Origin of the sequence: Ramlibacter albus (assembly GCF_014297445.1) — a bacterium.
GTDB classification, from domain to species: Bacteria; Pseudomonadota; Gammaproteobacteria; order Burkholderiales; family Burkholderiaceae_C; genus Ramlibacter; species Ramlibacter albus.
In genome coordinates, this window is the sequence record NZ_JACORU010000002.1 from 223,588 (window position 1) to 247,290 (window position 23,703).

23 protein-coding genes are annotated in these 23,703 nt (G+C 68.5%); 15 read left to right on the plus strand and 8 right to left on the minus strand.

Annotated features, from left to right (window positions below):
- Positions 1–2: 2 nt before the first annotated feature.
- From rbfA to typA, 3 genes are read left to right on the plus strand one after another with little or no spacing between them, the layout of a single operon-like run.
- Entirely contained in the window at positions 3–371 is a 369-nt protein-coding gene (rbfA, locus tag H8R02_RS07850) for a 30S ribosome-binding factor RbfA (protein WP_187080831.1), read from the plus strand.
- A 3-nt stretch (positions 372–374) separates the two neighbouring features.
- Positions 375–1,304 (plus strand): tRNA pseudouridine(55) synthase TruB, encoded by a 930-nt coding sequence (truB, locus tag H8R02_RS07855; protein WP_187080832.1) that lies wholly within the window; start codon positions 375–377, stop codon positions 1,302–1,304.
- On the plus strand, positions 1,301–3,142 hold the full coding sequence (gene typA, locus H8R02_RS07860) for a translational GTPase TypA (RefSeq protein WP_187080833.1): 1,842 nt from the start codon (positions 1,301–1,303) through the stop codon (positions 3,140–3,142). Before truB ends, typA begins: the two co-directional genes overlap by 4 nt.
- A gap of 15 nt (positions 3,143–3,157) precedes the next feature.
- On the opposite strand, the gene H8R02_RS07865 is transcribed toward typA, so the two are convergent.
- A complete protein-coding gene (locus H8R02_RS07865; RefSeq protein ID WP_187080834.1) occupies positions 3,158–4,276 on the minus strand; it encodes a hypothetical protein in 1,119 nt (372 codons plus the stop codon).
- 135 nt (positions 4,277–4,411) lie between these two features.
- Here H8R02_RS07865 and H8R02_RS07870 point away from each other — a divergent pair, with 135 nt between their 5' ends.
- Positions 4,412–5,287: a DMT family transporter gene (locus H8R02_RS07870; protein WP_354004882.1), complete on the plus strand. Its 876-nt coding sequence runs from the start codon at positions 4,412–4,414 to the stop codon at positions 5,285–5,287.
- Here the strand turns inward: H8R02_RS07870 and smpB are convergent.
- The gene (gene smpB, locus H8R02_RS07875; RefSeq protein WP_187080835.1) at positions 5,284–5,757 is read right to left on the minus strand and encodes an SsrA-binding protein SmpB; all 474 of its coding nucleotides are present in this window, start codon (positions 5,755–5,757) and stop codon (positions 5,284–5,286) included. The genes H8R02_RS07870 and smpB overlap by 4 nt on opposite strands.
- 27 nt (positions 5,758–5,784) lie before the next feature.
- Here smpB and H8R02_RS07880 point away from each other — a divergent pair, with 27 nt between their 5' ends.
- The gene (locus H8R02_RS07880; RefSeq protein ID WP_187080836.1) at positions 5,785–6,225 is read left to right on the plus strand and encodes a type II toxin-antitoxin system RatA family toxin; all 441 of its coding nucleotides are present in this window, start codon (positions 5,785–5,787) and stop codon (positions 6,223–6,225) included.
- Positions 6,222–6,551, plus strand: coding sequence for an RnfH family protein (locus tag H8R02_RS07885; RefSeq protein WP_187080837.1), 330 nt, complete (start codon positions 6,222–6,224; stop codon positions 6,549–6,551). The genes H8R02_RS07880 and H8R02_RS07885 overlap by 4 nt, the downstream gene beginning before the upstream one ends.
- Positions 6,552–6,564: 13 nt before the next feature.
- On the opposite strand, the gene H8R02_RS07890 is transcribed toward H8R02_RS07885, so the two are convergent.
- A complete protein-coding gene (locus H8R02_RS07890) occupies positions 6,565–7,089 on the minus strand; it encodes a DUF4124 domain-containing protein (RefSeq protein ID WP_187080838.1) in 525 nt (174 codons plus the stop codon).
- Between the two features lie 89 nt (positions 7,090–7,178).
- On the opposite strand from H8R02_RS07890, the gene guaB reads away from it, so the two are divergent.
- The 9 genes from guaB (at position 7,179) to H8R02_RS07935 (ending at position 15,185) form a co-directional block, all read left to right on the plus strand.
- On the plus strand, positions 7,179–8,648 hold the full coding sequence (gene guaB / locus H8R02_RS07895; RefSeq protein WP_187080839.1) for an IMP dehydrogenase: 1,470 nt from the start codon (positions 7,179–7,181) through the stop codon (positions 8,646–8,648).
- A gap of 76 nt (positions 8,649–8,724) precedes the next feature.
- Positions 8,725–8,997: a type II toxin-antitoxin system Phd/YefM family antitoxin gene (locus tag H8R02_RS07900; RefSeq protein WP_187080840.1), complete on the plus strand. Its 273-nt coding sequence runs from the start codon at positions 8,725–8,727 to the stop codon at positions 8,995–8,997.
- Positions 8,997–9,422, plus strand: coding sequence for a type II toxin-antitoxin system VapC family toxin (locus tag H8R02_RS07905; RefSeq protein ID WP_187080841.1), 426 nt, complete (start codon positions 8,997–8,999; stop codon positions 9,420–9,422). The genes H8R02_RS07900 and H8R02_RS07905 overlap by 1 nt, the downstream gene beginning before the upstream one ends.
- Positions 9,423–9,429: 7 nt before the next feature.
- The gene (gene guaA, locus H8R02_RS07910) at positions 9,430–11,043 is read left to right on the plus strand and encodes a glutamine-hydrolyzing GMP synthase (protein WP_187080842.1); all 1,614 of its coding nucleotides are present in this window, start codon (positions 9,430–9,432) and stop codon (positions 11,041–11,043) included.
- A gap of 25 nt (positions 11,044–11,068) precedes the next feature.
- Complete coding sequence (locus H8R02_RS07915; protein WP_187080843.1) at positions 11,069–11,992, plus strand: adenylate/guanylate cyclase domain-containing protein; 924 nt, start codon at positions 11,069–11,071, stop codon at positions 11,990–11,992.
- Positions 11,993–12,057: 65 nt separating this feature from the next.
- The gene (locus tag H8R02_RS07920) at positions 12,058–12,681 is read left to right on the plus strand and encodes an FMN-binding negative transcriptional regulator (protein WP_187080844.1); all 624 of its coding nucleotides are present in this window, start codon (positions 12,058–12,060) and stop codon (positions 12,679–12,681) included.
- Positions 12,678–12,896 (plus strand): hypothetical protein, encoded by a 219-nt coding sequence (locus H8R02_RS07925; RefSeq protein WP_187080845.1) that lies wholly within the window; start codon positions 12,678–12,680, stop codon positions 12,894–12,896. Before H8R02_RS07920 ends, H8R02_RS07925 begins: the two co-directional genes overlap by 4 nt.
- A 4-nt stretch (positions 12,897–12,900) precedes the next feature.
- Complete coding sequence (gene tadA, locus H8R02_RS07930) at positions 12,901–14,274, plus strand: tRNA adenosine(34) deaminase TadA (RefSeq protein ID WP_187080846.1); 1,374 nt, start codon at positions 12,901–12,903, stop codon at positions 14,272–14,274.
- Positions 14,271–15,185, plus strand: a complete 915-nt coding sequence (locus H8R02_RS07935) for an LD-carboxypeptidase (RefSeq protein WP_187080847.1) — start codon at positions 14,271–14,273, stop codon at positions 15,183–15,185. The genes tadA and H8R02_RS07935 overlap by 4 nt, the downstream gene beginning before the upstream one ends.
- A 4-nt stretch (positions 15,186–15,189) precedes the next feature.
- Here H8R02_RS07935 and H8R02_RS07940 read toward each other — a convergent pair whose 3' ends face one another.
- From H8R02_RS07940 to H8R02_RS07960, 5 genes are all read right to left on the minus strand, one after another.
- The gene (locus H8R02_RS07940; protein ID WP_187080848.1) at positions 15,190–15,528 is read right to left on the minus strand and encodes a hypothetical protein; all 339 of its coding nucleotides are present in this window, start codon (positions 15,526–15,528) and stop codon (positions 15,190–15,192) included.
- A 225-nt stretch (positions 15,529–15,753) separates the two neighbouring features.
- Positions 15,754–18,708: an ATP-binding protein gene (locus tag H8R02_RS07945; RefSeq protein ID WP_187080849.1), complete on the minus strand. Its 2,955-nt coding sequence runs from the start codon at positions 18,706–18,708 to the stop codon at positions 15,754–15,756.
- Positions 18,709–18,766: 58 nt separating this feature from the next.
- Complete coding sequence (locus H8R02_RS07950; protein ID WP_187080850.1) at positions 18,767–20,299, minus strand: indolepyruvate oxidoreductase subunit beta family protein; 1,533 nt, start codon at positions 20,297–20,299, stop codon at positions 18,767–18,769.
- Positions 20,300–20,301: 2 nt separating this feature from the next.
- Positions 20,302–22,440: a thiamine pyrophosphate-dependent enzyme gene (locus H8R02_RS07955; RefSeq protein WP_187080851.1), complete on the minus strand. Its 2,139-nt coding sequence runs from the start codon at positions 22,438–22,440 to the stop codon at positions 20,302–20,304.
- A 58-nt stretch (positions 22,441–22,498) separates the two neighbouring features.
- A complete protein-coding gene (locus tag H8R02_RS07960; RefSeq protein ID WP_354004883.1) occupies positions 22,499–23,650 on the minus strand; it encodes an MFS transporter in 1,152 nt (383 codons plus the stop codon).
- Positions 23,651–23,703: the final 53 nt, after the last annotated feature.

A 23,703-nucleotide genomic window follows, 5' to 3' on the forward strand; every position in this document is an offset into this window, starting at 1 on the left:
GCATGGCTACCAAGCGAGGCTCCAAGCCCAACCGGGCATTCCAGGTCGCGGACCAGATCCAGCGCGACCTGGCGGAGCTCATTCGCGAGGTGAAGGACCCGCGGCTGGGGATGATCACGATCAATGCCGTGGAGGTGACGCCCGACTACGCGCACGCGAAGGTCTTCTTCAGCGTGCTCGTGGGCGAGCCGCAGGAGTGCGAGGAGGCGCTGAACCACGCCGCGGGGTTCCTGCGCAACGGCCTCTTCAAGCGCCTGCACATCCACACGGTGCCCACGCTGCATTTCCAGTTCGACCGCACCACCGAGCGCGCGGCCGACATGAACGCCCTGATCGCCAAGGCGGTTTCTTCCCGCTCCAAGGACGAGTAGCCCGTGAACGCGCCACGCACCAGGGTGCAGCGGCGCCCTGTGCATGGGGTGTTGCTGCTCGACAAACCGCTCGGCCTTTCCAGCAACGACGCGTTGCAGAAGGCCAAGTGGCTGTTGCGCGCTGAAAAGGCGGGCCACACCGGCACGCTGGACCCGATGGCCACGGGCGTGCTGCCGCTTTGCTTCGGCGCCGCGACCAAGTTCAGCCAGCTGCACCTGGATGCGGACAAGACTTATGAGGCCGTTGCCAAGTTGGGCGTGAAGACGTCCACCGGCGATGCCGAAGGCGAGGTGATCGAGCGGCGCGATGTGCCCGCGCAGATCGACCTTGCGGCGCTCGCGGTGGAATTCACCGGCGAGATGAAGCAGGTGCCACCGATGCACAGCGCCTTGAAGAAGGACGGCAAGGCACTGTACGAGTACGCGCGCGCCGGCGTCGAGGTCGAGCGCGAAGCACGCGACATCACCGTGCATTCGCTCGCGATCGCGCAAATCGGCGCCGACGAGCTGAAGTTCGTGGCGCAGGTGAGCAAGGGCACCTACATCCGCACGCTCGGTGAAGACATCGGCGAGGCGATCGGTTGCGGTGCGCACCTCGTCTCGCTGCGGCGCGTCGCCACCGGCCCTTTCAAGATCGACCAGTGCGTGACGCTGGCGCAGCTGGAAGCGATGAACGAAGAAGAGCGCCTCGCGAAGCTGCTGCCCGTGGAGGCGCTGCTGCCCGACCACGAACGCGTCACGCTGCCGCCGGAAGACGCGGGCCGGTTCCTCAGCGGCATGCGCCGCCGCGGCAACTGGGCCGACCACGAGCAGGTGGCCGTGTTCGGCCCCGACACCATCCTCGGCACGGCCCACGTCAAGGCCGGCGAACTGATCCCGGGGCGGCTGCTCGCCCCCACCGAAATCGAGCAGATTCTAGGAACGAGAACATGACGAACCGCCAGATCCGAAACATCGCCATCATCGCGCACGTGGACCACGGCAAGACCACGCTGGTGGACCAGCTGCTGCGCCAGAGCGGCACCTTCCGCGAGAACGAGAAGGTGGCCGAGCGCGTGATGGACAGCAACGACCTCGAGCGCGAGCGCGGCATCACCATCCTGGCCAAGAACTGCGCCGTGTCGTGGAAGGGCACGCACATCAACATCGTGGACACGCCCGGCCACGCCGACTTCGGCGGCGAGGTGGAGCGCGCGCTGTCGATGGTGGACGGCGTGGTGCTGCTGATCGACGCCGTGGAAGGCCCGATGCCGCAGACGCGATTCGTCACCAAGAAGGCGCTGGCGCTGGGCCTGAAGCCGATCGTGGTGGTGAACAAGGTGGACCGCCCGGGCTCGCGCCCCGACTACGTGATCAACGCCGCCTTCGACCTGTTCGACAAGCTCGGCGCCACCGAGGACCAGCTCGACTTCCCGGTCGTCTATGCCTCCGGCCTGAACGGCTGGGCGTCGCTGGAAGAGGGCACGCCCGGCGAGCAGTGGGGCAAGGACCTCGCGCCGCTCTTCGACACGGTGCTGGAGCACGTGCCGCCGCACGAAGGGGATGCCGACGCGCCGCTGCAGCTGCAGATCTCCAGCATGGACTACTCCAGCTACCTGGGCCGCATCGGCGTGGGCCGCATCAACCAGGGCACGCTCAAGAGCCCGCAGGACGTCGTGATGATGGCCGGCCCGGATTCGACGCCGGTGAAGTGCCGCATCAACAACGTGATGACCTTCGAGGGCCTCGAGCGCCACACCATGCAGCCGGGCGAGACCGCGTCCGCCGGCCACATCGTGCTGATCAGCGGCATCGAGGACATCGGCCTGGGCGTCACCATAACCGACCCGCTCGATCCGCAGCCGCTGCCCATGCTGAAGGTGGACGAGCCGACGCTGACCATGAATTTCCAGGTCAACACCTCGCCGCTCGCCGGCCGCGAAGGCAAGTTCGTGACGAGCCGCCAGGTCCGCGACCGCCTCGACCGCGAGCTGCAGTCCAACATGGCGCTTCGCGTGAAGGACACGGACGAAGAGGGCGTCTTCGAAGTGTCGGGACGCGGTGAACTGCACCTCACGATCCTGCTGGAGAACATGCGCCGCGAAGGCTACGAGCTGGCCGTCGGCAAGCCGCGCGTCGTCTTCAAGGACGTCGGCGGCGAGCGCCACGAGCCGATCGAGCTGCTCACCGTGGACATCGAGGAAGGCCACCAGGGCGGCGTGATGCAGGCACTCGGCGAGCGCAAGGGCGAACTCGTGAACATGGAGCCGGACGGGCGCGGCCGCGTGCGCCTCGAATACCGCATCCCGGCGCGGGGCCTGATTGGCTTCCAGAACGAATTCCTCAACCTCACGCGCGGCACGGGCCTGGCGTCCAACATCTTCGACGGCTACGAGCCGTACAAGGGCGAGATCGCCAGCCGCAAGAACGGCGTGCTGATCTCGATGGACGACGGCGAGATCGTGACCTATGCGCTCGGCAAGCTCGACGACCGCGGCCGCATGTTCGTCAAGGCGGGCGACCCCGTGTACGAGGGCATGATCGTCGGCATCCACAGCCGCGACAACGACCTCGTGGTCAACGCGGTGCGCATGAAGCAGCTGACCAACTTCCGCGTGAGCGGCAAGGAAGACGCGATCAAGATCACGCCGCCGATCCAGCTGACGCTGGAGTACGCCGTGGAGTTCATCGAGGACGACGAGCTGGTGGAGATCACGCCGAAGTCGATCCGCCTGCGCAAGCGCTTCCTCAAGGAGCACGAGCGCAAGCGGGCGCTGCGCGAAGCGGCCTGACCGGCCGCGTCCAGACTATTTGGTGCGCCCGTCCCTGGGGACGCCTGCGGCGTTGTCGCTCCACGGCAGGAAGGCCCCGTATTTCTCGGGGTTCGCGATCGCCATGGTCTGTTTGGCCATGAGGTTCTCGCCTTCTTCACCGCTGGGTGCAGCGTCCTTCGTGTGGCTCGACACCACAAGCGCCGATGCGCGCGCAAGGTCGGCCTTCGTCAGCTCGTCGAACTCTACGCCGGGGATCACCTTGTGCCTGTCGAGGAACTGGTGCAGGGCGATGACCGTCTGCGCGTCCAGCGCGCCGGGCTGGCGAACCGCGTTACGGAGCGCCGGGTTCAGCCAGAGCAACTGGTCGTGAATCGTGCAGAACTGGTGCCCCGCCCGCGGATCGATCTTGATGGCGACGAACGTGCCGCCCGGTGCGACCTCGGCGCCGCCGGGGTGGAACAGCACGACCGTGACCCCTTGCGGAACCACGCCATGCAGGAGCCGCTGGTCGTGGAAGAACTCCTCGCCTTGGTGAAAGTGCGCCTGCTGGGTGTTCCAGCCCGTGGTGCCGCCGTCGGCGGTGCGATGCAGCGGCCGCAGCTGCATGAGGTAGTCGAAGCCCTGGAGCTTGACGCCATTGGCGTCAACATCCATCCCGTTGGCCGCGTACTGCGAGAGTTCCGCGGGTTCCATCGCATGCCCCAAGGGCAGCCGGGGCGTGAGGGCCGTGACGGCCGCCGGTACGTCGTGGATGCGCTCACCGCTGAAGTCCTTGACATCGCGCGCGTTGTCGAAGAGCAGGTTCTGCTCCTGCGCGAATCGCGTCAATTCGTCCGGATTGATCCCGAACGTGACCACGGCTCGCGCCTTGCCTGCGGGGTTTGGCAGGTCCGCTGCCTCGAGCACGGCGTCCGGCGCGGCCTGCCGCTCGCCGGGCGCGAGCTGCGGCACCATCGCGAGCGTGCGGTCGATGACGCTGAACGAACGATCGACGATCGGCGTCCATGCCTTGTCCTCCACCGGCGGCTTTGCGCCATCACGCGGGCCGCGAGGGGTGTCGACGCTCTTCGTGTGGATCGTGACGGCCGCGAGTTTCTGCGCGCCGGCCTTGACGCGACTCGCGATGAGGGCCAGTTTTCCAGTGCTCAACATCGATGCCTCCTTGCCTTGAAGTTGAAAGTTCGCGGATTCTGCGTTGCGGTCCATGCGTGAGGCCTCAGACAAAAGTACAGGTACAGTGCATGCCCAGCGGCCAGCTTCGCTTCGCCGCCTTCAACCAGAACAACAGTGAAACTCACCCACACCCGCGCCGTCTTCCTGATGGTCGCGGTCACCCTCATGTGGTCCATCGCCGGCGTCATCACGCGCCAGCTGGAGCACGCGCGCAGCTTCGAGGTGACGTTCTGGCGCAGCTTCTTCACCATGGTTTCGCTGCTGGTCATCCTGCCGTTCCTGCAGGGGCGAGAGGTGTTCGTGAAGATCCGCCGCGGCCCGTTGGCGCTGTGGGTTTCCGGAGTGTGCTGGAGCGTGATGTTCACAGCCTTCATGGTGGCGCTCACGCTCACGAGCGTGGCCAACGTGCTGGTGACGATGTCGCTCGGGCCGTTCTTCACGGCGATCCTCGCGCGCGTGTTCATCGGGCATCGGATACCGGGGCGCACGTGGGTCGCCATCCTGGTCGCGGGTGCGGGCATTGCCTACATGTACGGCACGCAGCTGGAGGCGGGCGGGCTTGCCGGCACGCTGGTGGCGCTATGCGTACCCGTTGCGGGTGCGGTGAACTGGACGGTCACGCAGCGCTCCCATTCGCAGGGCCAGGACGTCGACCTCGTGCCCGCCGTGCTGGTGGGTGCGGTCATCTCCTCGATCGTGACGCTGCCACTCGCGATGCCGCTGCGCGCGACGATGCACGATGTCGGCCTGCTGGCGTTGCTCGGGCTCGTGCAGCTCGCGATCCCGTGCTGCCTGGCGGTGGCCTGCGCGCGCGTGCTGAAGGCACCGGAGATCGCGCTTCTCGCGCTGCTGGAGGTGATCTTCGGGATCGTGCTCGCGTGGCTGGGCGCCGATGAAGTGCCGAGCCAGACCGTGCTGGTGGGCGGCGCACTCGTGATTGGCGCGCTGGTGGCGAACGAATTGGTCGGCTGGAAGCAGCGCGCGGCTTAACGATTGCGCTGCTTCATCGCGCGCTCCACTTCCCGCTTGCCTTCGCGATCCTTGATCGTGTCCCGCTTGTCGTGCTCCGCCTTGCCCTTGGCCAGGGCGATGTCGCACTTCACGCGCCCGTTCTTCCAGTGCAGGTTCAGCGGCACGAGCGTGTAGCCCTTCTGCTCCACCTTGCCCACGAGGCGCTTGATCTCCTCCTTGTGCAGCAGCAGCTTCTTCGTGCGCGTGGCATCGGCACGCACGTGCGTGGACGTCGTGCGCAGCGGGTTGATCTGCAGCCCGATCATGAACATCTCGCCGTCCTTGATGACGACGTAGCCGTCGGTGAGCTGCACCTTGCCTTCGCGCAGCGCCTTGACTTCCCAGCCTTCGAGCACGACCCCCGCTTCGTACTTCTCCTCGAAGAAGTAGTTGAACGAGGCCTTCTTGTTTTCGGCGATGCGGGAGGGCGTTTCTTTCTTCTGGGCCATGGGGTTCTCTACAATCGATTGTCGCCGATGAAGAACGTTCACAAGTCCGTCCTTATCTGGTACAGCGCGCAGGAGATGTTCGCGCTCGTGACCGATGTGGCGAAGTACCCCGAATTCCTGCCGTGGTGCGACCACGGCTCCGTGCTCCAGTTGCAGCCCGACCGCATGAAGGCGGAGATCGGCATCGCCTTCTCCGGCATCCACCAGACCTTCACCACGCACAACACGCACGTGCCCGGCCGGCAGGTGAAGATGAAGCTGGTCGACGGGCCCTTCCAGGTGCTGGAAGGCCAGTGGGACTTCACGCCGCTGGGCACGCCGGGCCAGCGGGCCTGCAAGGTGGAGCTGGAGCTGCACTACAGCTTCAAGAACGCCGCGCTCGCCGCTCTTGTGGGCCCCGTGTTCGACAAGATCGCCGGCAACCTGGTCGACGCCTTCGTCAAGCGTGCCGAGCACGTCTACGGATGAAGGTCGTCGTGATGTGGTCGCCCGGGCCCCGCGAGGTGCTGGAGTGGCCCGTGGCGCTGCCCGAAGGCGCGACGCTGGGGCAGGCCGTGATGGCCAGCGGCTTGCCGGACCAGCTGCCCGATTTCGAGCCGGACGACGCGCTACTCGGCGTCTGGGGCCGCAAGGCCGCATGGAACCAGCCGCTGCGCGAAGGGGACAGGGTGGAGGTCTACAGGCCGCTGCGCGTGGACCCGAAGGTCGCGCGGCGCGAGCGGTTCACGAAGCAGGGCGCGCGGGCCGCGGGGCTGTTCTCCAAGCGCAGGCCGGGCGGCAAGCCGGGCTACTGACGACTGCCGAGGATTACTGGCGGTCCTGCTTGCAGTCGCTCGCGATGAGCTTGTTGATGCGCTCGGCCTCGGCGGCGCGCTGCTGGTCGTCCAGCGTGTAGCGCTCGCCCTTCTCGTTGAACTTGGTGATGCGCGTGCCCGAATCGAACGCGGCCTTCGACTCCTTGGCGCGCGTGCAGTTCTCGGCCTTCATCTGCGCGAGCTTTTCTTCCTCGGCCTTCTTCTTGGCGGCCTCGGCGCTTTCCTGCTGCTTCTTCTTGTCCTCCAGGGCCTTGTCCTTGCCGGCGAGCTTGGGGGCGCTGCCGGCGGCCGCGGGGGCACTGGCACCGCCCGCTGCAGCGGCCGCGGCGGCAGGCGCCTCGGCCGCGACCGGGCCGCCCTTGGGCTGCTTGAGGATCTTGTTCGCGGGCACGTCCGACGGCGGCGGCCGGTCGCTGAACACCTTGCGGCCGTCCTTGTCGATCCACTGGTACTGCGCCGCGGCTACCAGCGGGAGCAGGCAGGCGGCGACGAGGGCGAGGGTGCTGCGCGCGTTCATCGTGCGAGTGTAGATCACGCCTCAGCATTTGGCCCCTTGCCGAAGCGTGATTTACCCCACGGGTACAATCCATTTTTTGGAGCCCTGACATGCGCCTTTTAGGAAAAGCGCTCACCTTCGACGACGTGTTGCTGGTGCCGGCGTTCTCCCAGGTCCTGCCCAAGGACACGTCCCTCGCCACCCGCCTCTCGCGCAACATCACCCTGAACCTGCCGCTCGTGTCCGCCGCCATGGACACGGTCACCGAGGCGCGCCTGGCGATCGCCATCGCGCAGGAGGGCGGCATCGGCATCATCCACAAGAACCTCACGCCCAAGCAGCAGGCCGCCGAAGTCTCGCGCGTCAAGCGCTACGAGTCGGGCGTGCTGCGCGACCCGGTGGTGATCACGCCCACGCACACCGTGCGGCAGGTCAGCGACCTGTCGGAGCAGCTGGGCATCTCGGGCTTCCCGGTGGTGGACGGCGGCAAGGTGGTGGGCATCGTGACCGGGCGCGACCTGCGCTTCGAGACGCGCTACGACGTGCCGGTGGCGCAGATCATGACGCCGCGCGAGAAGCTGGTGACGGTGCGCGAGGGCACCAGCCTCGAGGAGGCCAAGCAGCTCCTGAACAAGCACAAGCTCGAGCGTGTGCTCGTGGTCAACGACCGCTTCGAGCTCAAGGGCCTCATCACCGTCAAGGACATCACGAAGCAGACGAGCTTCCCGAATGCCGCGCGTGACGCGTCCGGCCGGCTGCGCGTCGGCGCGGCGGTGGGCGTGGGCGAAGGTACCGAGGAGCGAGTCGAGGCGCTGGTAAAGGCGGGCGTGGACGCGATCGTCGTCGACACGGCGCACGGCCACAGCCATGGCGTCATCGAGCGCGTGCGCTGGGTCAAGCGCAACTACCCCGACGTGGAAGTGATCGGCGGCAACATCGCCACCGGCGCCGCGGCTCGCGCGCTGGTGGAAGCCGGCGCGGACGCGGTGAAGGTGGGCATCGGGCCCGGCTCCATCTGCACGACGCGCATCGTCGCGGGTGTGGGCGTGCCGCAGATCACGGCCATCGACAACGTGGCCACGGCGCTGCACGGCACCGGCGTTCCGCTCATTGCCGACGGCGGCATCCGCTACTCGGGCGACATCGCCAAGGCGATCGCGGCCGGCGCCAACTGCGTGATGATGGGCGGCATGTTCGCCGGCACCGAAGAGGCGCCCGGCGAGATCGTGCTGTACCAGGGCCGCAGCTACAAGAGCTATCGCGGCATGGGGTCCATCGGCGCCATGCAGCAGGGCAGCGCGGACCGGTACTTCCAGGAAGCGACCACGACGAACCCCAACGCGGACAAGCTCGTGCCCGAAGGCATCGAGGGCCGCGTGCCGTACAAGGGCTCGATGGTCGCCATCGTCTACCAGCTGGCCGGCGGCGTGCGGGCGTCCATGGGGTATTGCGGCTGCGCGAGCATCGACGAGCTGCGCAGCAAGGCGGAATTCGTGGAGATCACATCGGCCGGCATGCGCGAGAGCCACGTGCACGACGTGCAGATCACCAAGGAAGCGCCGAACTACCGCGCGGACTGAAATTCTGGCCATATTTGCAGAAGTTGGCCCGTCTTGCTAAGATAGGCCAACTTTTTCATTTCTGGCCAGATCCACCATGCAGACCGTACCCGTCCACCAGGCGAAAGACCGGTTTTCCGCGCTGCTGCAGGCGGTGGAAGACGGCGAGGAGATCGTCATCACCCGCCACGGCAAGAAGATCGCCCGGATCGTGAAGGAAACCGAGGCTGCGCCTTCGGAGGCCGAGCGCGAGCGGCGGCGCCGTGAAGCCATCGAGCAGCTCGAGGCGTACCAGAGAAGTGCCAAGGTCCAGCCGGCCGTCGACGGCTACAGCGACTGGAAGAGCCTGCGGGACGCCGGGCGCAAGTAATGGTCAAGGCGACCGTGATCGACGCTTCGGCGGCGGCGGCCTGGGTAATCCCCGACGAGGCCAACGACGCGGCCAAGCAGCTTTTTGCGCACGCGTGCCTGGACGACTCCGGCTTCAGTGCACCCACGCTCTGGCAATGGGAGATGGGCAACATGCTGCTGCAGGCGCAGCGCCGCCAACGCATCGCGGCCGGCGCGCCCGAACTCGCGTTGCAGACGCTGGCGCTCGTGCAGATGCAGTTCGACCCGGCTCCGGACCTGCACCGGCAGTCGCAGATCATGCGGCTCGCCCAGACCCACCAGCTCACCTACTATGACGCCACCTACCTGGAGCTGGTCCTTCGTCTCAACGGCCAGCTCGCGTCGCGCGACGACAAGCTGGTCGCCGCCGCACGCACCTGCGGCATCGTCTGCCTGAGTTTCTGACCCCGACATGCAACACGACAAGATCCTCATCCTCGACTTCGGCTCGCAGGTCACGCAGCTGATCGCCCGCCGCGTGCGCGAAGCGCATGTCTATTCCGAAGTGCACCCGTGCGACGTCACCGACGACTGGGTGCGTGCCTACGCGGCCGACGGCAAGCTGAAGGGCGTCATCCTCTCGGGCAGCCACGCGAGCGTGTACGAGGAGACCACCGACAAGGCGCCGCAGGCGGTGTTCGAGCTGGGCGTGCCGGTGCTGGGTATCTGCTACGGCATGCAGACCATGGCGCACCAGCTGGGCGGCAAGGTGGAGGGCGGGCACAAGCGCGAGTTCGGCTTCGCGGCCGTGCGCGCGCGGGGCCACACCGAACTGCTGCGCGACATCCAGGACTACGCCACGCCCGAGGGCCACGGCATGCTCAACGTGTGGATGTCGCACGGCGACAAGGTCGTGGAGATGCCGCCCGGCTTCAAGCTGATGGCGTCCACCGAGAGCTGCCCGATCGCGGGCATGGCCGACGAGGCGCGCAAGTTCTACGCGATCCAGTTCCATGCCGAGGTCACGCACACGGTGCAGGGGCGCGCGATCCTCGAGCGCTTCGTGCTGGGCATCTGCAAGGCGCAGCCGGACTGGGTGATGCGCGACCACATCGCCGAGGCGGTGGAGGCCATTCGAAAGCAGGTGGGCGGCGAGGAAGTGATCCTGGGCCTGTCCGGCGGCGTCGATTCCTCCGTGGCTGCGGCCCTGATCCACCGCGCGATCGGCGACCAGCTCACCTGCGTGTTCGTGGACCATGGCCTGCTGCGCCTGAACGAGGGCGACATGGTGATGGACATGTTCGCGGGCAAGCTGCACGCGAAGGTGGTGCGCGTCGACGCGAGCGACCTGTTCCTGGGCAAGCTCGCTGGCGTGAGCGACCCGGAGGCCAAGCGCAAGATCATCGGCGGCCTCTTCGTCGACGTGTTCAAGGCCGAGGCCGCGAAGGTCAAGGAAACGCATTCGCGCACCGTGGCGTGGCTGGCGCAGGGCACGATCTACCCCGACGTCATCGAGTCGGGCGGCGCCAAGAGCAAGAAGGCCGTCACGATCAAGAGCCACCACAACGTGGGCGGCCTGCCCGAGCAGCTGGGCCTGAAGCTGCTGGAGCCGCTGCGCGACCTGTTCAAGGACGAAGTGCGCGAACTGGGCGTGGCCCTCGGCCTGCCGCCGGAGATGGTGTACCGCCATCCCTTCCCGGGCCCGGGCCTCGGCGTGCGAATCCTCGGTGAAGTGAAGCGCGAATACGCCGACCTGCTGCGCCGCGCCGACGACATCTTCATCCAGGAGCTGCGCAATTTCCGCGACGAGGCCACCGGCAAGAGCTGGTACGACCTCACGAGCCAGGCCTTCACCGTCTTCCTGCCGGTCAAGAGCGTCGGCGTGATGGGCGACGGCCGCACCTACGACTACGTCGTGGCCCTGCGCGCGGTGCAGACCAGCGACTTCATGACCGCCGACTGGGCCGAGCTGCCGTATGCGCTGCTCAAGAAGGTCTCCAGCCGCATCATCAACGAGGTGCGCGGCATCAACCGCGTCACGTATGACGTGAGCAGCAAGCCCCCCGCAACCATCGAGTGGGAGTGATCCCGGCGATGTGCAAAATGGGGGGATGGAAGGGACCGTCCTCTTTGCCGACCTGACCGGCAGCACCAGCGTGTTCGAGGCCATGGGCAACGAACGCGCGACGAAGCTGGTCACCAAGATCACGGACTGGATCAGCAAGGTCTGCCAGGCTTGCGGTGGCCGCGTGGTCAAGACGCTCGGCGACGGTGTGCTGGTCGTCTTCCCGCAGCCGGCGCAGGGCGTGCGCGCGGCGATCGAACTCCAGCGCCACCACCACAAGCGCCTCACGATGTGGCCGCCGCACGCCCGCATGGAGCTGCAGATCGGCGTGGCTACGGGCGAAATCGTGGAGGTGGAGGGCGATTGCTTCGGCGATGCCGTCAACGTCGCGGCGCGGCTTTCCGACTTGTCGGGCGCCGAGCAGATCTGGGCCACCGAGTCCACCGTCCGGGACCTCGAGCCACCGCCCGGCACCCGCTTCATCAGCCTGGGCAACGTGCCGATCCGCGGCAAGGCCGACACGCCCATCATCTACCGCGTGGAGTGGATGGAAGACACGCAGACGCGCCACCTCACGGTGCCGGGCAACCTCGCCATGATCAAGCCGCGCGCGCCGGCGGCCGCGACGGGGGCTGTGCTGAAGCTCGCGTGGCTCGACGTGCGACAGGAGTTCGATTCCTCGCGCATGCCCGTGCACATCGGCCGGGTCGACGAGGCCGAATTCGTGGTGGCGGACCAGCGCGTGTCGCGGCTGCATGCCCGCATCGACTGGCGCGGTGGCCATTTCACGCTCACCGATTTGAGCAGCTACGGAACCTGGGTGCGCCTCGGCGCGGGGGGCACCGAAGTCGCGCTGCGGCGAAACGACTGCGTCCTGAGCGGCACCGGCGACATCGCGCTCGGCGCAGGTTTCGACGACTTCACGGCGCCGACGCTTTCCTTCGAGGTCGCCGGCCCCGCATCGCAGTGATGAGGAATCCGCACCGATAGCTTGCGCGGCCGCCGCTACATTGGCAGCCGAGGAGAACCGCCCGCATGTACCAGCCGCCGCAATTCAAGTCGACCGACCGCGCCATCGCCGCGGAGATCGTCCGCCGCTATCCGTTCGCCACGCTCGTGTCCAACGACGACGAGGGCTTCCCGTACGTCACGCACCTGCCGCTGCACCTGGAAGAGCGGGGCGCCGGCTTCGTGCTGCTCGGCCACTGCGCCAAGCCCAACCCGCACTGGCGCTACCTGCAGCAGCGGCCGAAGGCGCTCGTCCTCTTCAACGGGCCGCACGCCTACCAGTCGCCGAAGATCTACGACGACAGGCAGCGCGTGCCCAGCTGGAACTACCTCGTCGTCCACTGCACGGTGCAGGCTCGGCTCGTGGAAGACCCGCTCGCGAAAGACCGGCTGCTCAAGAAGCTGATCGGCGACCACGAACCCGCCTACGCCGAGCAGTGGCGCAGCCTGGGCGAGGAGTTCGCGCACAAGATGCTGGCCGGCATCGTGGGCTTCGAGCTGGAAGTCGCCGACTGGGCCTGCAAGCTCAAGCTGAACCAGCACCGGCCCGAATCGCATGCGAAACTGCATGCCGGCTACGCGCACGGCAACGAGGACGAGCGCGCACTGGCCGGCTGGATGGAGCGCCTCGGGATGAAGGTGGTGACATGAAAGCGGTTTTCGGCGTGTTGAGCCTGCTGGTGGTGCTCGCCATCGTGGGCGTGCTGGCGAAGAAGCAGATGTCGTCGTTGCCGGCGCCGCCGGCTGCGCCCGGTGCGGCAGCCGGTGCGCCCCCGGCCACGCCGAAGGAGCAGGTCCAGCAATTCAAGCAGGCGGTCGACGCCGCTGTGGTGCCGCCCCGGCCGATGCCGGACGAGCCGAAGTAAGCCTGTGACTGACGACGTCTACATGCGCCTCGCCCTCGAGGAGGCGCGCGGCGCGGGCGCCCGGGGCGAAGTGCCGGTGGGCGCCGTCGTGGTGCGCGGCGGCGAGGTCATCGCGCGCGGCGCGAACCGGCCGGTCGCCTCGCACGACCCGACCGCGCATGCCGAGATCGTCGCGCTGCGCGAAGCGGCCCGGGCGCTAGGCAATTACCGCCTCGACGACTGCGAGCTTTTCGTGACGCTGGAGCCGTGCGCCATGTGCAGTGGCGCGATGCTGCATTCGCGGCTTTCGCGCGTCGTCTATGGCGCTGCGGATCCGAAGACCGGCGCCGCGGGCTCGGTGATCGACGTGTTCGCCTCGCGGCAGCTCAATCACCAGACGAGTGTCGAAGGCGGGGTGCTGGCGGCCGAATGCGGCGAGCTGCTGGCCGGCTTTTTCCGCACGCGCCGCCAGGAGAGCCGCATGGCCGCCACCCCCCTGCGCGACGACGCGCTGCGCACGCCCGAAGAGCGCTTCCGCGACCTTCCGGGCTATCCGTGGGCGCCCAACTACATCGCGGACCTGCCGTCGCTGGCCGGCCTGCGCATGCACTACCTCGACGAAGGCCCGCGCGATGCGCCGCGCACGTGGCTGTGCCTGCACGGCAACCCGTCGTGGAGCTACCTCTATCGCCGGATGATCCCGGTGTTCCTCGAGAACGGCGAGCGCGTCGTCGCGCCGGACCTGATCGGCTTCGGCAAGAGCGACAAGCCCAAGAAGGACGCCGCGCATTCGTTCAGCTGGCACCGGCAGGTGCTGCTGGAGTTCGTCGAACGCCTGGACCTGCAAAACATCGTGCTCGTCGTGCAGGACTGGGGTGGCCTGCTCGGACTGACGCTGCCCATGGAGGCGCCGCAGCGCTACCGCGGCCTGCTGGTGATGAACACCGCGCTCGGCACGGGCGACGCGCCGCTCACGCCCGGCTTCCTCGCGTGGCGCGAGATGTGCGCGAAGAACCCGGAGTTCGACGTGGCCCGCCTCTTCGCACGCGGCAACCCGCACATGAGCGCCGAGGAGTGCGCCGCGTACAACGCACCTTTCCCGGACCGCGGCCATCGTGCGGCGTTGCGCATGTTCCCGCCGATGGTGCCGGACTCCCCGGATGCGGATGGCGCCGCCACTTCGCGCAAGGCTCGCGACTTCTGGCGCGAGCAGTGGACCGGCCAGGCGATGATGGCCGTCGGCGTGCAGGACCCCGTGCTCGGCCCCCCCGCGATGCAGGCTCTGCGCTCGGTGATCCGCGGCTGCCCCGAGCCGATGCTCATCGAGCAGGGCGGCCACTTCGTGCAGGAGCATGGCGAGCCTATCGCGCGTGCCGCGGTGGGATACTTCCGCCCGTGACGAAAAGCATCTACATCTACTCGCCTTCGAGCGCCGTGCGCGACAAGGCCGCGGTGCGCCGCGGCATCGCGCGCCTGAAGGCCATGGGCCACGACGTCGAGGTCGACCCGGCCGCTTTCGCGGTCCACATGCGTTTCGCGGGTGACGACGCGACGCGGCTCGCGGCCGTGCAGCGCGCGGCCGACAGCGGCGCGGACGTCGCGATCATCACGCGCGGCGGCTATGGGCTGACGCGCTTGCTGCCGCAGCTGCCGTACAAGGCCATCGCGAAGGCCGCGAAGCGCGGCACCGCCTTCGTCGGCTTGAGCGACTTCACGGCCCTGCAGAACGCCGTGCTGGCCGAGACCGGCGCGGTGACCTGGTCCGGCCCCGCGGTCGGCGAGGACTTCGGCGTCGAAGGCGAGCCGGACGACATCATGGCCGCCTGCTTCGACGACCTCATCACGGAGCAGGGCGAGGGCACGGGCTGGCAACTGCCCCGCGCCGAGGCGCAAACCGAGCCGTTCCAGGCCAAGGGCCTGCTGTGGGGCGGCAACCTGGCCATCATGGCGGCGCTCGCGGGCACGCCGTGGATGCCCAAGGTCAAGGGCGGCATCCTCTTCCTCGAGGACGTGCACGAGCACCCCTACCGCATCGAGCGCATGCTCACGCAGCTGCTCTATTCAGGCGTGCTCGAGAAGCAGAAGGCGGTGCTGCTGGGCCATTTCACCAACTACAAGCCGTACCCGCACGACAAGGGGTTCAGGCTGCAGACGGTGGTCGATTGGCTGCGCTCGAAGATCAAGGCGCCCGTGTTCACGGGGCTGCCTTTCGGGCACGTGCAGACGAAGGTGGTGCTGCCCGTGGGTGCGAAGGTGCAATTGGCCGTGGAGGGCCGTGACGCTTTTGTCGTGTGGGGCCACGCCCACTAGGCAGTCAACCCATCAAGGGGCTGGGCCGCGAGCTCAGGCCGCCGGGCAGCAGGCCTTCGAACATGTCCGTGACGGAGCCCATGCGGCGGCGGGCTTCGGATTCACCGTACAGCGAGGCCAGGGCGCCCATAAGGTCGCCGCGCAGGTACCACAGGGCCTGGATGTCGTTCGCGTAGCGGATGCGGCGCGTGACGTGCGGAAACCTCGGCGCGGATTCACCCAGCAGGCCGAGCATCGCTTCGCGGATGTCCTCGGTGTTGACTTCGAGGACAGACTCGGTCGGCGGCATCGGGTTGCCGAGAAGGCCGTAGATGCTGTTCTTGACGGGTTTGAACCAACGCATTTTGTATTCGCCTGCTGCTTTGCCCTGACAAAGTTTGGCTCATGATGCCAAATCCACAAGACGGCCTTGTGACCGAGTTCACGCAAAACCCTGCACAAACTTCACCAGTTGGTAACGAGTCGTGTGACTGTTTCCGATTGTTCCCGGCAGTAGTCACATCGTTTGAAGGTCGCGTCTGATTGCGTTGTAGGACGAAGGCCGCCCGGCGTCCACGAGACCGAAGGCTCAACGCTGGGCGCGCAGGTCCGCGATGAGGGGCGCATGGGCTAGGGGCGTCTCGCCGACGATGCGGTGTCCGAGTTCCGCCAGGGTCATGGCGGGCACGGGGCCGGGCGCAGGCAGTGCCCACCGGGTGCGGATTGCATCGATCTGCTTGCGGTCCTGCTGCGACGCCGAGCCTTGCCCGCGCGCCAGTTCCAGCACGCGGGCTGCGCAATCCTTCACACCCTGGGCGGCCAGTACCTCGCCGAAGCAGATGACGGCCGCCACCTGCGCCACGGGGCTGCCCACCTGCAGCGTGAGTTCGACCGCGGTACGCAATTCGTCGCGCGCAGCGGCGATGTCCTGCCCGCGGACGGCCAGGCGCGCGTGGTGCAGCAGCATCCAGGATTCGAGCAGCCGCGCGCCCGAGGCCCGCGCGAGCTCGAGGCCCTGGGTGGCGTAGTCGCGCGCCGCGTCGAGGTCGCCCATCTCGATAGCCGCGTCGGCCAGGCCCGTGAGCACGTAGCCGCGCGTGCGGTTCAGGCCGTGGCTGTCGCACAGGGCGAGGGCGGAGCGCAGCGACTGCACGCCGGCCGAAAGGTCGCCCAGGTCGCACTGCATGGAGCCCAGCTGGTACAGGCAAAGCGCCTGGCTCGCGTGGTCGCCGATCTCGCGAAAGCGCTCCAGCGCGCCGAGCAGCAGGCGCAAGGCTTCGGCCGCGTGGTCCTGCCGCTTCTCGATCTGCGCCAGGTTCTGCATCAGCACCGCGGCGTAGCGCGGATTGGGCACCGAAGGCGCGAGCTTCAGGGCCATCTGGTAGTAACGCCGCGCCTCGCCCATCTTCGCCAGGCGCATGCTGCAGGCGCCGAGCGTGTTGAGGCAGCGCAGCCGCGCTTCCGGGTCCGCGACGTTGCGGCTGGCCTGCAGGGCGCGGTGCGCCGCGGCGATGGATTCCGCGAAGCGGTCGAGCCGCTGCAGGCAGTGCGCGAGGCCGCCCAGCACGATGGGTTCGAACCGCGGTTCGGCGGGCGCCGGGTTGGCGCCGAGCGCATCCTCGAACAGCGAGCACACTTCGCGCGTGCTGCCGCGATGGTCCGAATAGGCGCGCAGCGTCGGCGTGGCCCGGACCAGCAGCATCAGTTGCGCGGAGTGCGCCGCCCGGTACCACGCGGTCGTCCAGTTCTCGTAGTCCGCGTCGAGCGCGGCGAGGGCTTCGCGCTCGGCCAGCTCGGTGGGCTTGCGCAGTTGCGCGACGAGCTCGCAGTAGAACGCCGCGTGCGCGGCTTCCACGGTGTCGCGGCGCGCAGGCTCGAGCTTCTGCGCGGCGAGTTGATGCACCACCGGATGCATCACCAGCCGGCGGCCGTCCTTGCGCAGCAGCGACTTGTCGACGAGGGCGGCGAGCACGGGCAGCGACACCCCGGCCACGCCGCGCGCCGCGTCAGCCGCGAAGCCGCCCCGAAAAACGGTGAGTGCCGCGAGCGCTTCGCGTTCGGCGGTGACGAGCATCGCCCACGATTGCTCGAAGACGAGGTCCAGGCTCGCGTGCCGGGCCGGGTGCGCAGCATCACTGGCGCGCAGCAGCTCGGTGCCGCCACGAAGCTCGGCGGCGATGGCTTCGCACGACAGCACGCGGGTCCACGCGGCAGCGAGTTCCAGCGCGAGGGGCAGCCCGTCCACGTGGCGGCAGATCTCGATGATGGATCCGACCTCGTTCGGAACGAACGCCGGGTCCACCCTGCGCGCCGCGCTCACGAACAGCCGCACAGCGTCGAACGACTCCAGCCGGTCCCGGTCTTCCGGGTCCGGGCAGGGCAGGCCGTGGACGGCCACGAGCGCCTCGCCCGGCAAGCCCAGGCGCATGCGCGAGGTGACCAGCACGTGGAGGCCGGGCGCAGCAGCGAGGAGCTCACCCACGAGCGGCGCGGCCGGTGCGAGGTGCTCGAAGTTGTCCAGCACGAGCAGCATGCGGCGCTCGGCGAGCCAGGCTTTCAATTGCTCGGCCGGCTCGGCGCCCGCGGTGCCCATGTCGAGCTGGCGCACGAGCGCGACCGGCACGTCGGCCGGGTGGGTGACTTCTTCCAGCGAGACGAAGGCTGCGCCGTGCTCGAAGTTGCCGGCGAGTTCGGCGATCACACGACGCGCGAGGCGCGTCTTGCCCGCACCGCCGGGGCCGACCAGGCTGGCGAGCCGGCCGGCGCCCGGCGCGAAAGCGGCGGTGACGGCTTGCAACTCGGCCGATCGGCCGACGAACCCGTCTTCGGGCGCTCGGGCAGGGGCTGCTTCCGGAACGCGCGGCGTGCCGAGCGAATCGTGCAGCGCCCTGAGCTCGGCGCTCGCCGCGACACCGAATTCCTGCCGCAACCGGTCGTCGAAATCGCGGAAAGCCCGCCGCGCCGCGGCCACCTGGCCTCCGCTGGCGAGCCAGCCCATGTGCGCACGCAAGGCGTCCTCGTCGGAGGGGTCGGCCGCGAGCATGCGGGCCGAGAGGTCGAGGGCGTCCGCGGCGTCCATCTCGCTTGCCAGCAGTTCGAGCGCCGCGTCGCGCCATGCGGACGTGAGCCGGGCGCGTTCGAAGGCAAGCCACGCCGGCCAGGCGTCGCCGCCGCCTTCGTCGTAGCCTTCGAGGAAGCGATGCGCCTCGAAGCGGGCGGCGTCGGCCAGTCGCTTGTCGCGCAGCGCCTGCTCGAAGTCGGCGACGTCGCTGCCGCCGGTGAAATTCAAGGCGTGCGCCTGCGCGTCGACGGCGGCCGCCCACGGCTGCGACTGCAGGCGGAAGAGCGTCTTGCGCAGGTTCGCGTTCGCGAGCCTGGCGGGCTGGTCGGGCCACAGCAGCGTGGCGGCTTCGGAGCGCGCCACCCAGCCGCGCTTGAGCGCCAGCCACGCGAGCAGCTGGTGGCGGCGTTCGAGCGGCAGGTCCGCGGCGGCGCCATCCACGTCGACGCGAGGCCGCCCGAAGAGGTGCAGATAGATCGCCATCGGCCGTGGGTCCCGCTCGAGCTCCTTGCGCGGGATTATCGGCGGTGGCTCGGCCGGTTCACACGGCCCGGGTGGGTTTGCGCATCCAGCGGATCGGTTGCGGCTTGACCGGCCGCGGGGGTGCTCCGTGCTGCACGAGCGCGGCGTCGAGGGCCTTGCCCGCGTCGTCGGCAAGCGCGGCATCGCGAGCAGCGGCGATGGCATGCGAATCCGCTTGGGGCAGCAGGTGCTCCAGCACGTGCAGCAGGTTCTCCTTGCCGCGCTCGTTGGTGGAGCCATAGCCCTTGATCAAGCGGCCGCATTGAGCGACTTCATTGCCGAGGCGCCAGTCGCGCTTCGTGCCCTCGACCACGCCGCGCAGCCAACGCCCGATCATCTCCTGCTCGGTGCCGAAGCGGCTGCCGCGAACGCGCAGCCACTTGAGCGAAGCGAGCAGGCGCAGGGCGAGCATGCCGCCCACGCTGTGCGTGCCGACCTTCAGCGGCATCGCCCAGGGCTGCTGGCGGCGGCGGTCCCATGCGAGCATCCGCGCGGCGAGCGAGGGCGGCATGAGCGCCGCGAACTCGGGGATGCCGGGCTTGAAGTGGTCGTAGACCTTGAGCAGGTCCTCGTCCGCCGCCTTGGTCTCGCGTTGCACACGCTGCCAGCGGCTGGCGCGGCTCTTGAGGTCCGCCACGCGCACGATGTCGTCGAAAGCCATCCAGAGGGCGAGCCAGCGGGCGGTTTCGCGGCTGGTGCGGAAGGTGCCGCCGGGGTCTGCGGCCCGCTCGGCTTCAATGACTTCGAGCAGGCGCTTCAGATAGAGATCCGCGTATGCGCGATCCTGGTACTCGACGAGCCTTTCGTAGCCAAGCGAGGCGAACTCTCGCACAGGCTCTGGCACCTCCGCGCCCAGCGTCATTGCGGGCTTGACCCGCAATCCATCGTTGCGCGCCACGATGGATGCCGGGTCGAGCCCGGCATGACGCACTTGCGCGAAACCGCGTTCGAAGCCTCTCAGGCTTGCCGCAGCCGAAGCACCCGAAGCGCGAACAACAGCCTCGTACTGCTCCCGCCCAAACGGAAACACCCCGCACCCGGCAATCGCCCCCAGCATCACCGCACTCACGACCGTCCCCGCCTCGCGCGCGGCAGCCGCCATGTCGAAGCTGTGATGCACCCGGCTCAATTCGCGCACCAGCTTCATCAGCGTCTCGACATCGGCGCGACCGTCCGCGAGCTGCATCCGCTCCAGCGTCGTGAGCACGCGACTCGTCGACGTGACCACGACGGTGCGCGAAGGCGAAGCCATGCCGTTGGCCAGCTGGCGCGCCGTCTCCAGCAACTCGGACGACAAGATCGCGTCCAGCGCCCCGGGCACCGGGTTCAGGCTGAACACCGGCCGCCGCCCGCCGAGCTGCGCCATCGGCACGGGGAACACTTCGATGTAATAAGTGGTCGCGCCGGTGCGCTGCGCGACACCGGGAATCGACGTGGCCTGCACCGCGTAGCCGGCATGGCGCGCCGTCTCCACCAGCCACTCGGTGAGCACGCCGCCGCCTTCGCCGCCGAGGGCGCACACGAGCAGGGAAATGGGTTTCGTGGTGTCCATGGTCAGGCGGGCTGCAGCGTGCGCACGATCGCGCTGCGCACGGCGGCGAACAGGCGCTCGTGCCACTTCGGGTTCTGCACGATCTCGGCGCGGTAGAAACTGGGGCAAAGCGTCGCCGCATGCGCGTTGGCACCACACAGGCCGCAGCCGACGCAGCCGTCGATGACCGTGGCGACCGGGTCCACCTTCAGCGGGTCGGGGTTGTCCTTCAGCGTGAGCGTCGGACAGCCGGAAAGGCGGATGCAGGCATGGTCGCCGTTGCACACGTCCTCGTCCACGCCGTACTTCACGCGCACGACGCGCTCGCCCTTCTTCAGCAGGCTCGCGATCCACGGCTTGATCCGGCGCTGGCGCTCCAGCTGGCATTCGCCCTCGGCCACGACAACCTTCAGCCCGTTGAAGTCGCTGGTGAACGCCTCGTTGAGCGTCGCGCGCATCTTCTCCACTTCGTAGGTGTGCACGGTCCGCAGCCACTGCACACCGAGCCCCTTCAGCGTGGACTCGATCGTCTGGTTGGTGTGCGCGAGGCTCTTTGCCTTGTCGCCGGCGTGGGACTTGGCGTCGTCCTGCGGCGTGGAAATGATCTCCTGCGTGCCCGTCGCGGACGTGTAGCCGTTCTTGAAGATCAGCAGCACGGCATCGTCGCCGTTGAACAGCGCCGACTGCACGCCCGTGAGCAGGCCGTTGTGCCAGAAGCCGCCGTCGCCCATGATCGCCAGCGTGCGCCGCTGCATCATCGGCGAGACACCCGCGCGGCTGGCCAGCGACATGCCGTAGCCGAGGATCGAATGGCCCATCGAGAACGGCTCGAAGGTGCCGAAGGCGTGGCAGCCGATGTCGGCGGCGACGTGCACCTGGCCGATGTCCTGCTGCAGCATCTTGAGCGCGGAGAACACCGGCCGCTCGGGGCAGCCGATGCAGAAGCCCGGCGGGCGCGCAGGCAGCGGCGCCGCCGAGAGCAGGGCGGCCGCCTGCTGCCGGCGCGCCGCCAGCTCGGCCAGCCATGCATCGCCTGCGGCAGCTTCCGGCAGGAAAGCCGCGAGGCCCTTGGTGATCACTTCGACGGTGTACTCGCCGCCGGAGGGCAGCATGTCCTTGCCATGGAGCTTCGTCTGGATGTCGCGCCGGCGCAGCAGCGTGGCGATTTCCTGCTCGATGTACTCCGGCTGGCCTTCTTCCACCACCAGCACCTTGCTCTTCCCCACGCAGAAGTCCGCCACCTGCTCCGGCACCAGCGGATAGGTGACGTTGAGCACGAGCAACGGGATCTCGGGCTCGCCGAACGCGTCGGCCAGCCCCAGTTGCTGCAGGCTGCGGATGAGCGCATTGCAGATGCCGCCCTGCACGATGATGCCGACGTCGCCCCGCTGGCCGGGGACGAGTTCGTTCAACCCGTTGTCGACGATGTACTTGCGCGCGGCGGGCAGGCGCTGCTCCGACTTGAGCTTCTCGTGGCGGAAGGTCACCGGCGGGTGCGCGAGCCGCATGTAGTCGAACGCGGCGGGGTCTTCCATCAGTGCACGCGTCGACACCGGCGGCGGCACGTTGTCACTCGCCTCGAAGCTGCCGCGCACGTGGCACGCACGGATGCGCAACTCCAGGATCGCGGGCATGTTCGAAGCCTCGGAGAGCCGGAAGCCGTGCTCCACCATCTTCACCATCACCGGCAGGTCGGGGCGCGGGTCGAGCAGGCACATGCCCGACTTGAGCGCATACGCATGCGTGCGCTCCTGGATCACCGATGCGCCTTCGCCGTAGTCCTCGCCCACGACGATGAGCGCGCCACCTGTCACGCCCGGCGAAGACAGGTTGGACAGCGCGTCGGCCGCCACGTTGGTGCCGACGATCGACTTCCACGTCACCGCACCGCGCAGCGGGTAATGGATCGACGCACCGAGCATCGCCGCGGCCGATGCCTCGTTGGAGCACGCCTCGACGTGCACGCCGAGCTCGTCCATGTAGGGCTTGGCCTGCACCATGACGTCGAGCAGGTGCGACACCGGCGCGCCCTGATAGCCGCCGACGTAGGCCACGCCGGATTGCAGCAGCGCCTTGGTGATCGCGAGGATGCCTTCGCCATGGAAGGTGTCCCCCTTGCCCAGGCGCAGCGACTCGATTTCCTTGCTGAATGAGACTTCCACGGCCGCAGTGTGGCCGCGGCGGCGTCATCCATCAATGCGATGACGGCACTAAGCGCTATTAGCCAGCCGCATGTGGGGCGCGCCGCGCCAGCGCGCGTGCGAAGGCCCAGCCCGCGAGCGGCAGCACCACGATCGGCGGCAGGAGCAGGGCGGCGGCCCCTCCGCGGTCGAAGGCGATGCCGGCCCAGCTGGTACCCAATGCCGCGCCCCCAAACAGGCAGAACGCGAACAGGCCCATGCCGGTGCCGCGCGCGGTGGGCGCCATCTGCGTCCCGTGCGTCTGCAGCGTGTTGTGGTACAGGTAAGTGCCGAAGCCGACGATGAGCGCGACCGGCGCCGCGGTCCAAGCCACCGGTGAGCCCAGCAACGCGAGCAGGCCGGCGGCCATGATGAGGCACCCCCTCACCACCATGCGGCGCTCGCCCCAGCGCGCGACGAAGTGGCGCGCCGTCATCGCATAGACAAGGCCGCCCACGGCATACAGCGCGATCATTGCGGACGCTGCGGACACCGAGATGGCGAACCGCTCGTGCAGCAACGCCGGAAGGTACGCGAGCGGGCCGAGCAGGAAGACGCCTTCGGTAAGCGCCGAGCCCAGCACCCACCAGCTCCAGCGGTTGCCCAGCACCGCGTGCAGCTGGCTGCGCCAGGGGCCGGCAGGCGCCGCCGTAGCGGCGGCGCTGACGTGCCGCAGGCGCACGAGCAGCAGCACGGCCACGACCGCGTAGCCCGCGGACATCATCACGAACGCGCCGCGCCAGCCCACGCCGGCATCCGCGAAGAGGCCGCCGGCGAGCTGCCCGGCCATCATCCCCGAGAGGATCCCCGTGAGCAGGCGCGCGAGCGTGGCCTGCCTGCGTTCATAAGGCACCGCGTCGCCGACCCACGCGAGCGAGAGCGGGATGATGCCGCCCGCCGCCATGCCCCAGCCGATGCGCGCGACCACGAGCGTGTCGAAGCTCGCCGAAGCGGCCGCGATTGCAGCGGTGAATGTCCCGCCGACGAGTGCGCAGGTGATGACGCGCACCTTGCCGAAGCGGTCGCCGAGCGGCCCGAAGACGAGCTGCATCGCGCCGTACGCGATGGAGAACGTGACGACCACCCGGCCGGCCACGCCCGGGCTCACGCCGAAGTCGCGTGCGACACGCGGGATGAGGCCGTCGCAGATGCGAAGGGCGGCGCCGCTGAGGAAGGCGGCGACGGCGAGCACTGCGATCGCGCCGGAAGGGCCTGGTTGTTCTGACTGCGGTGGCACCTTGCCGA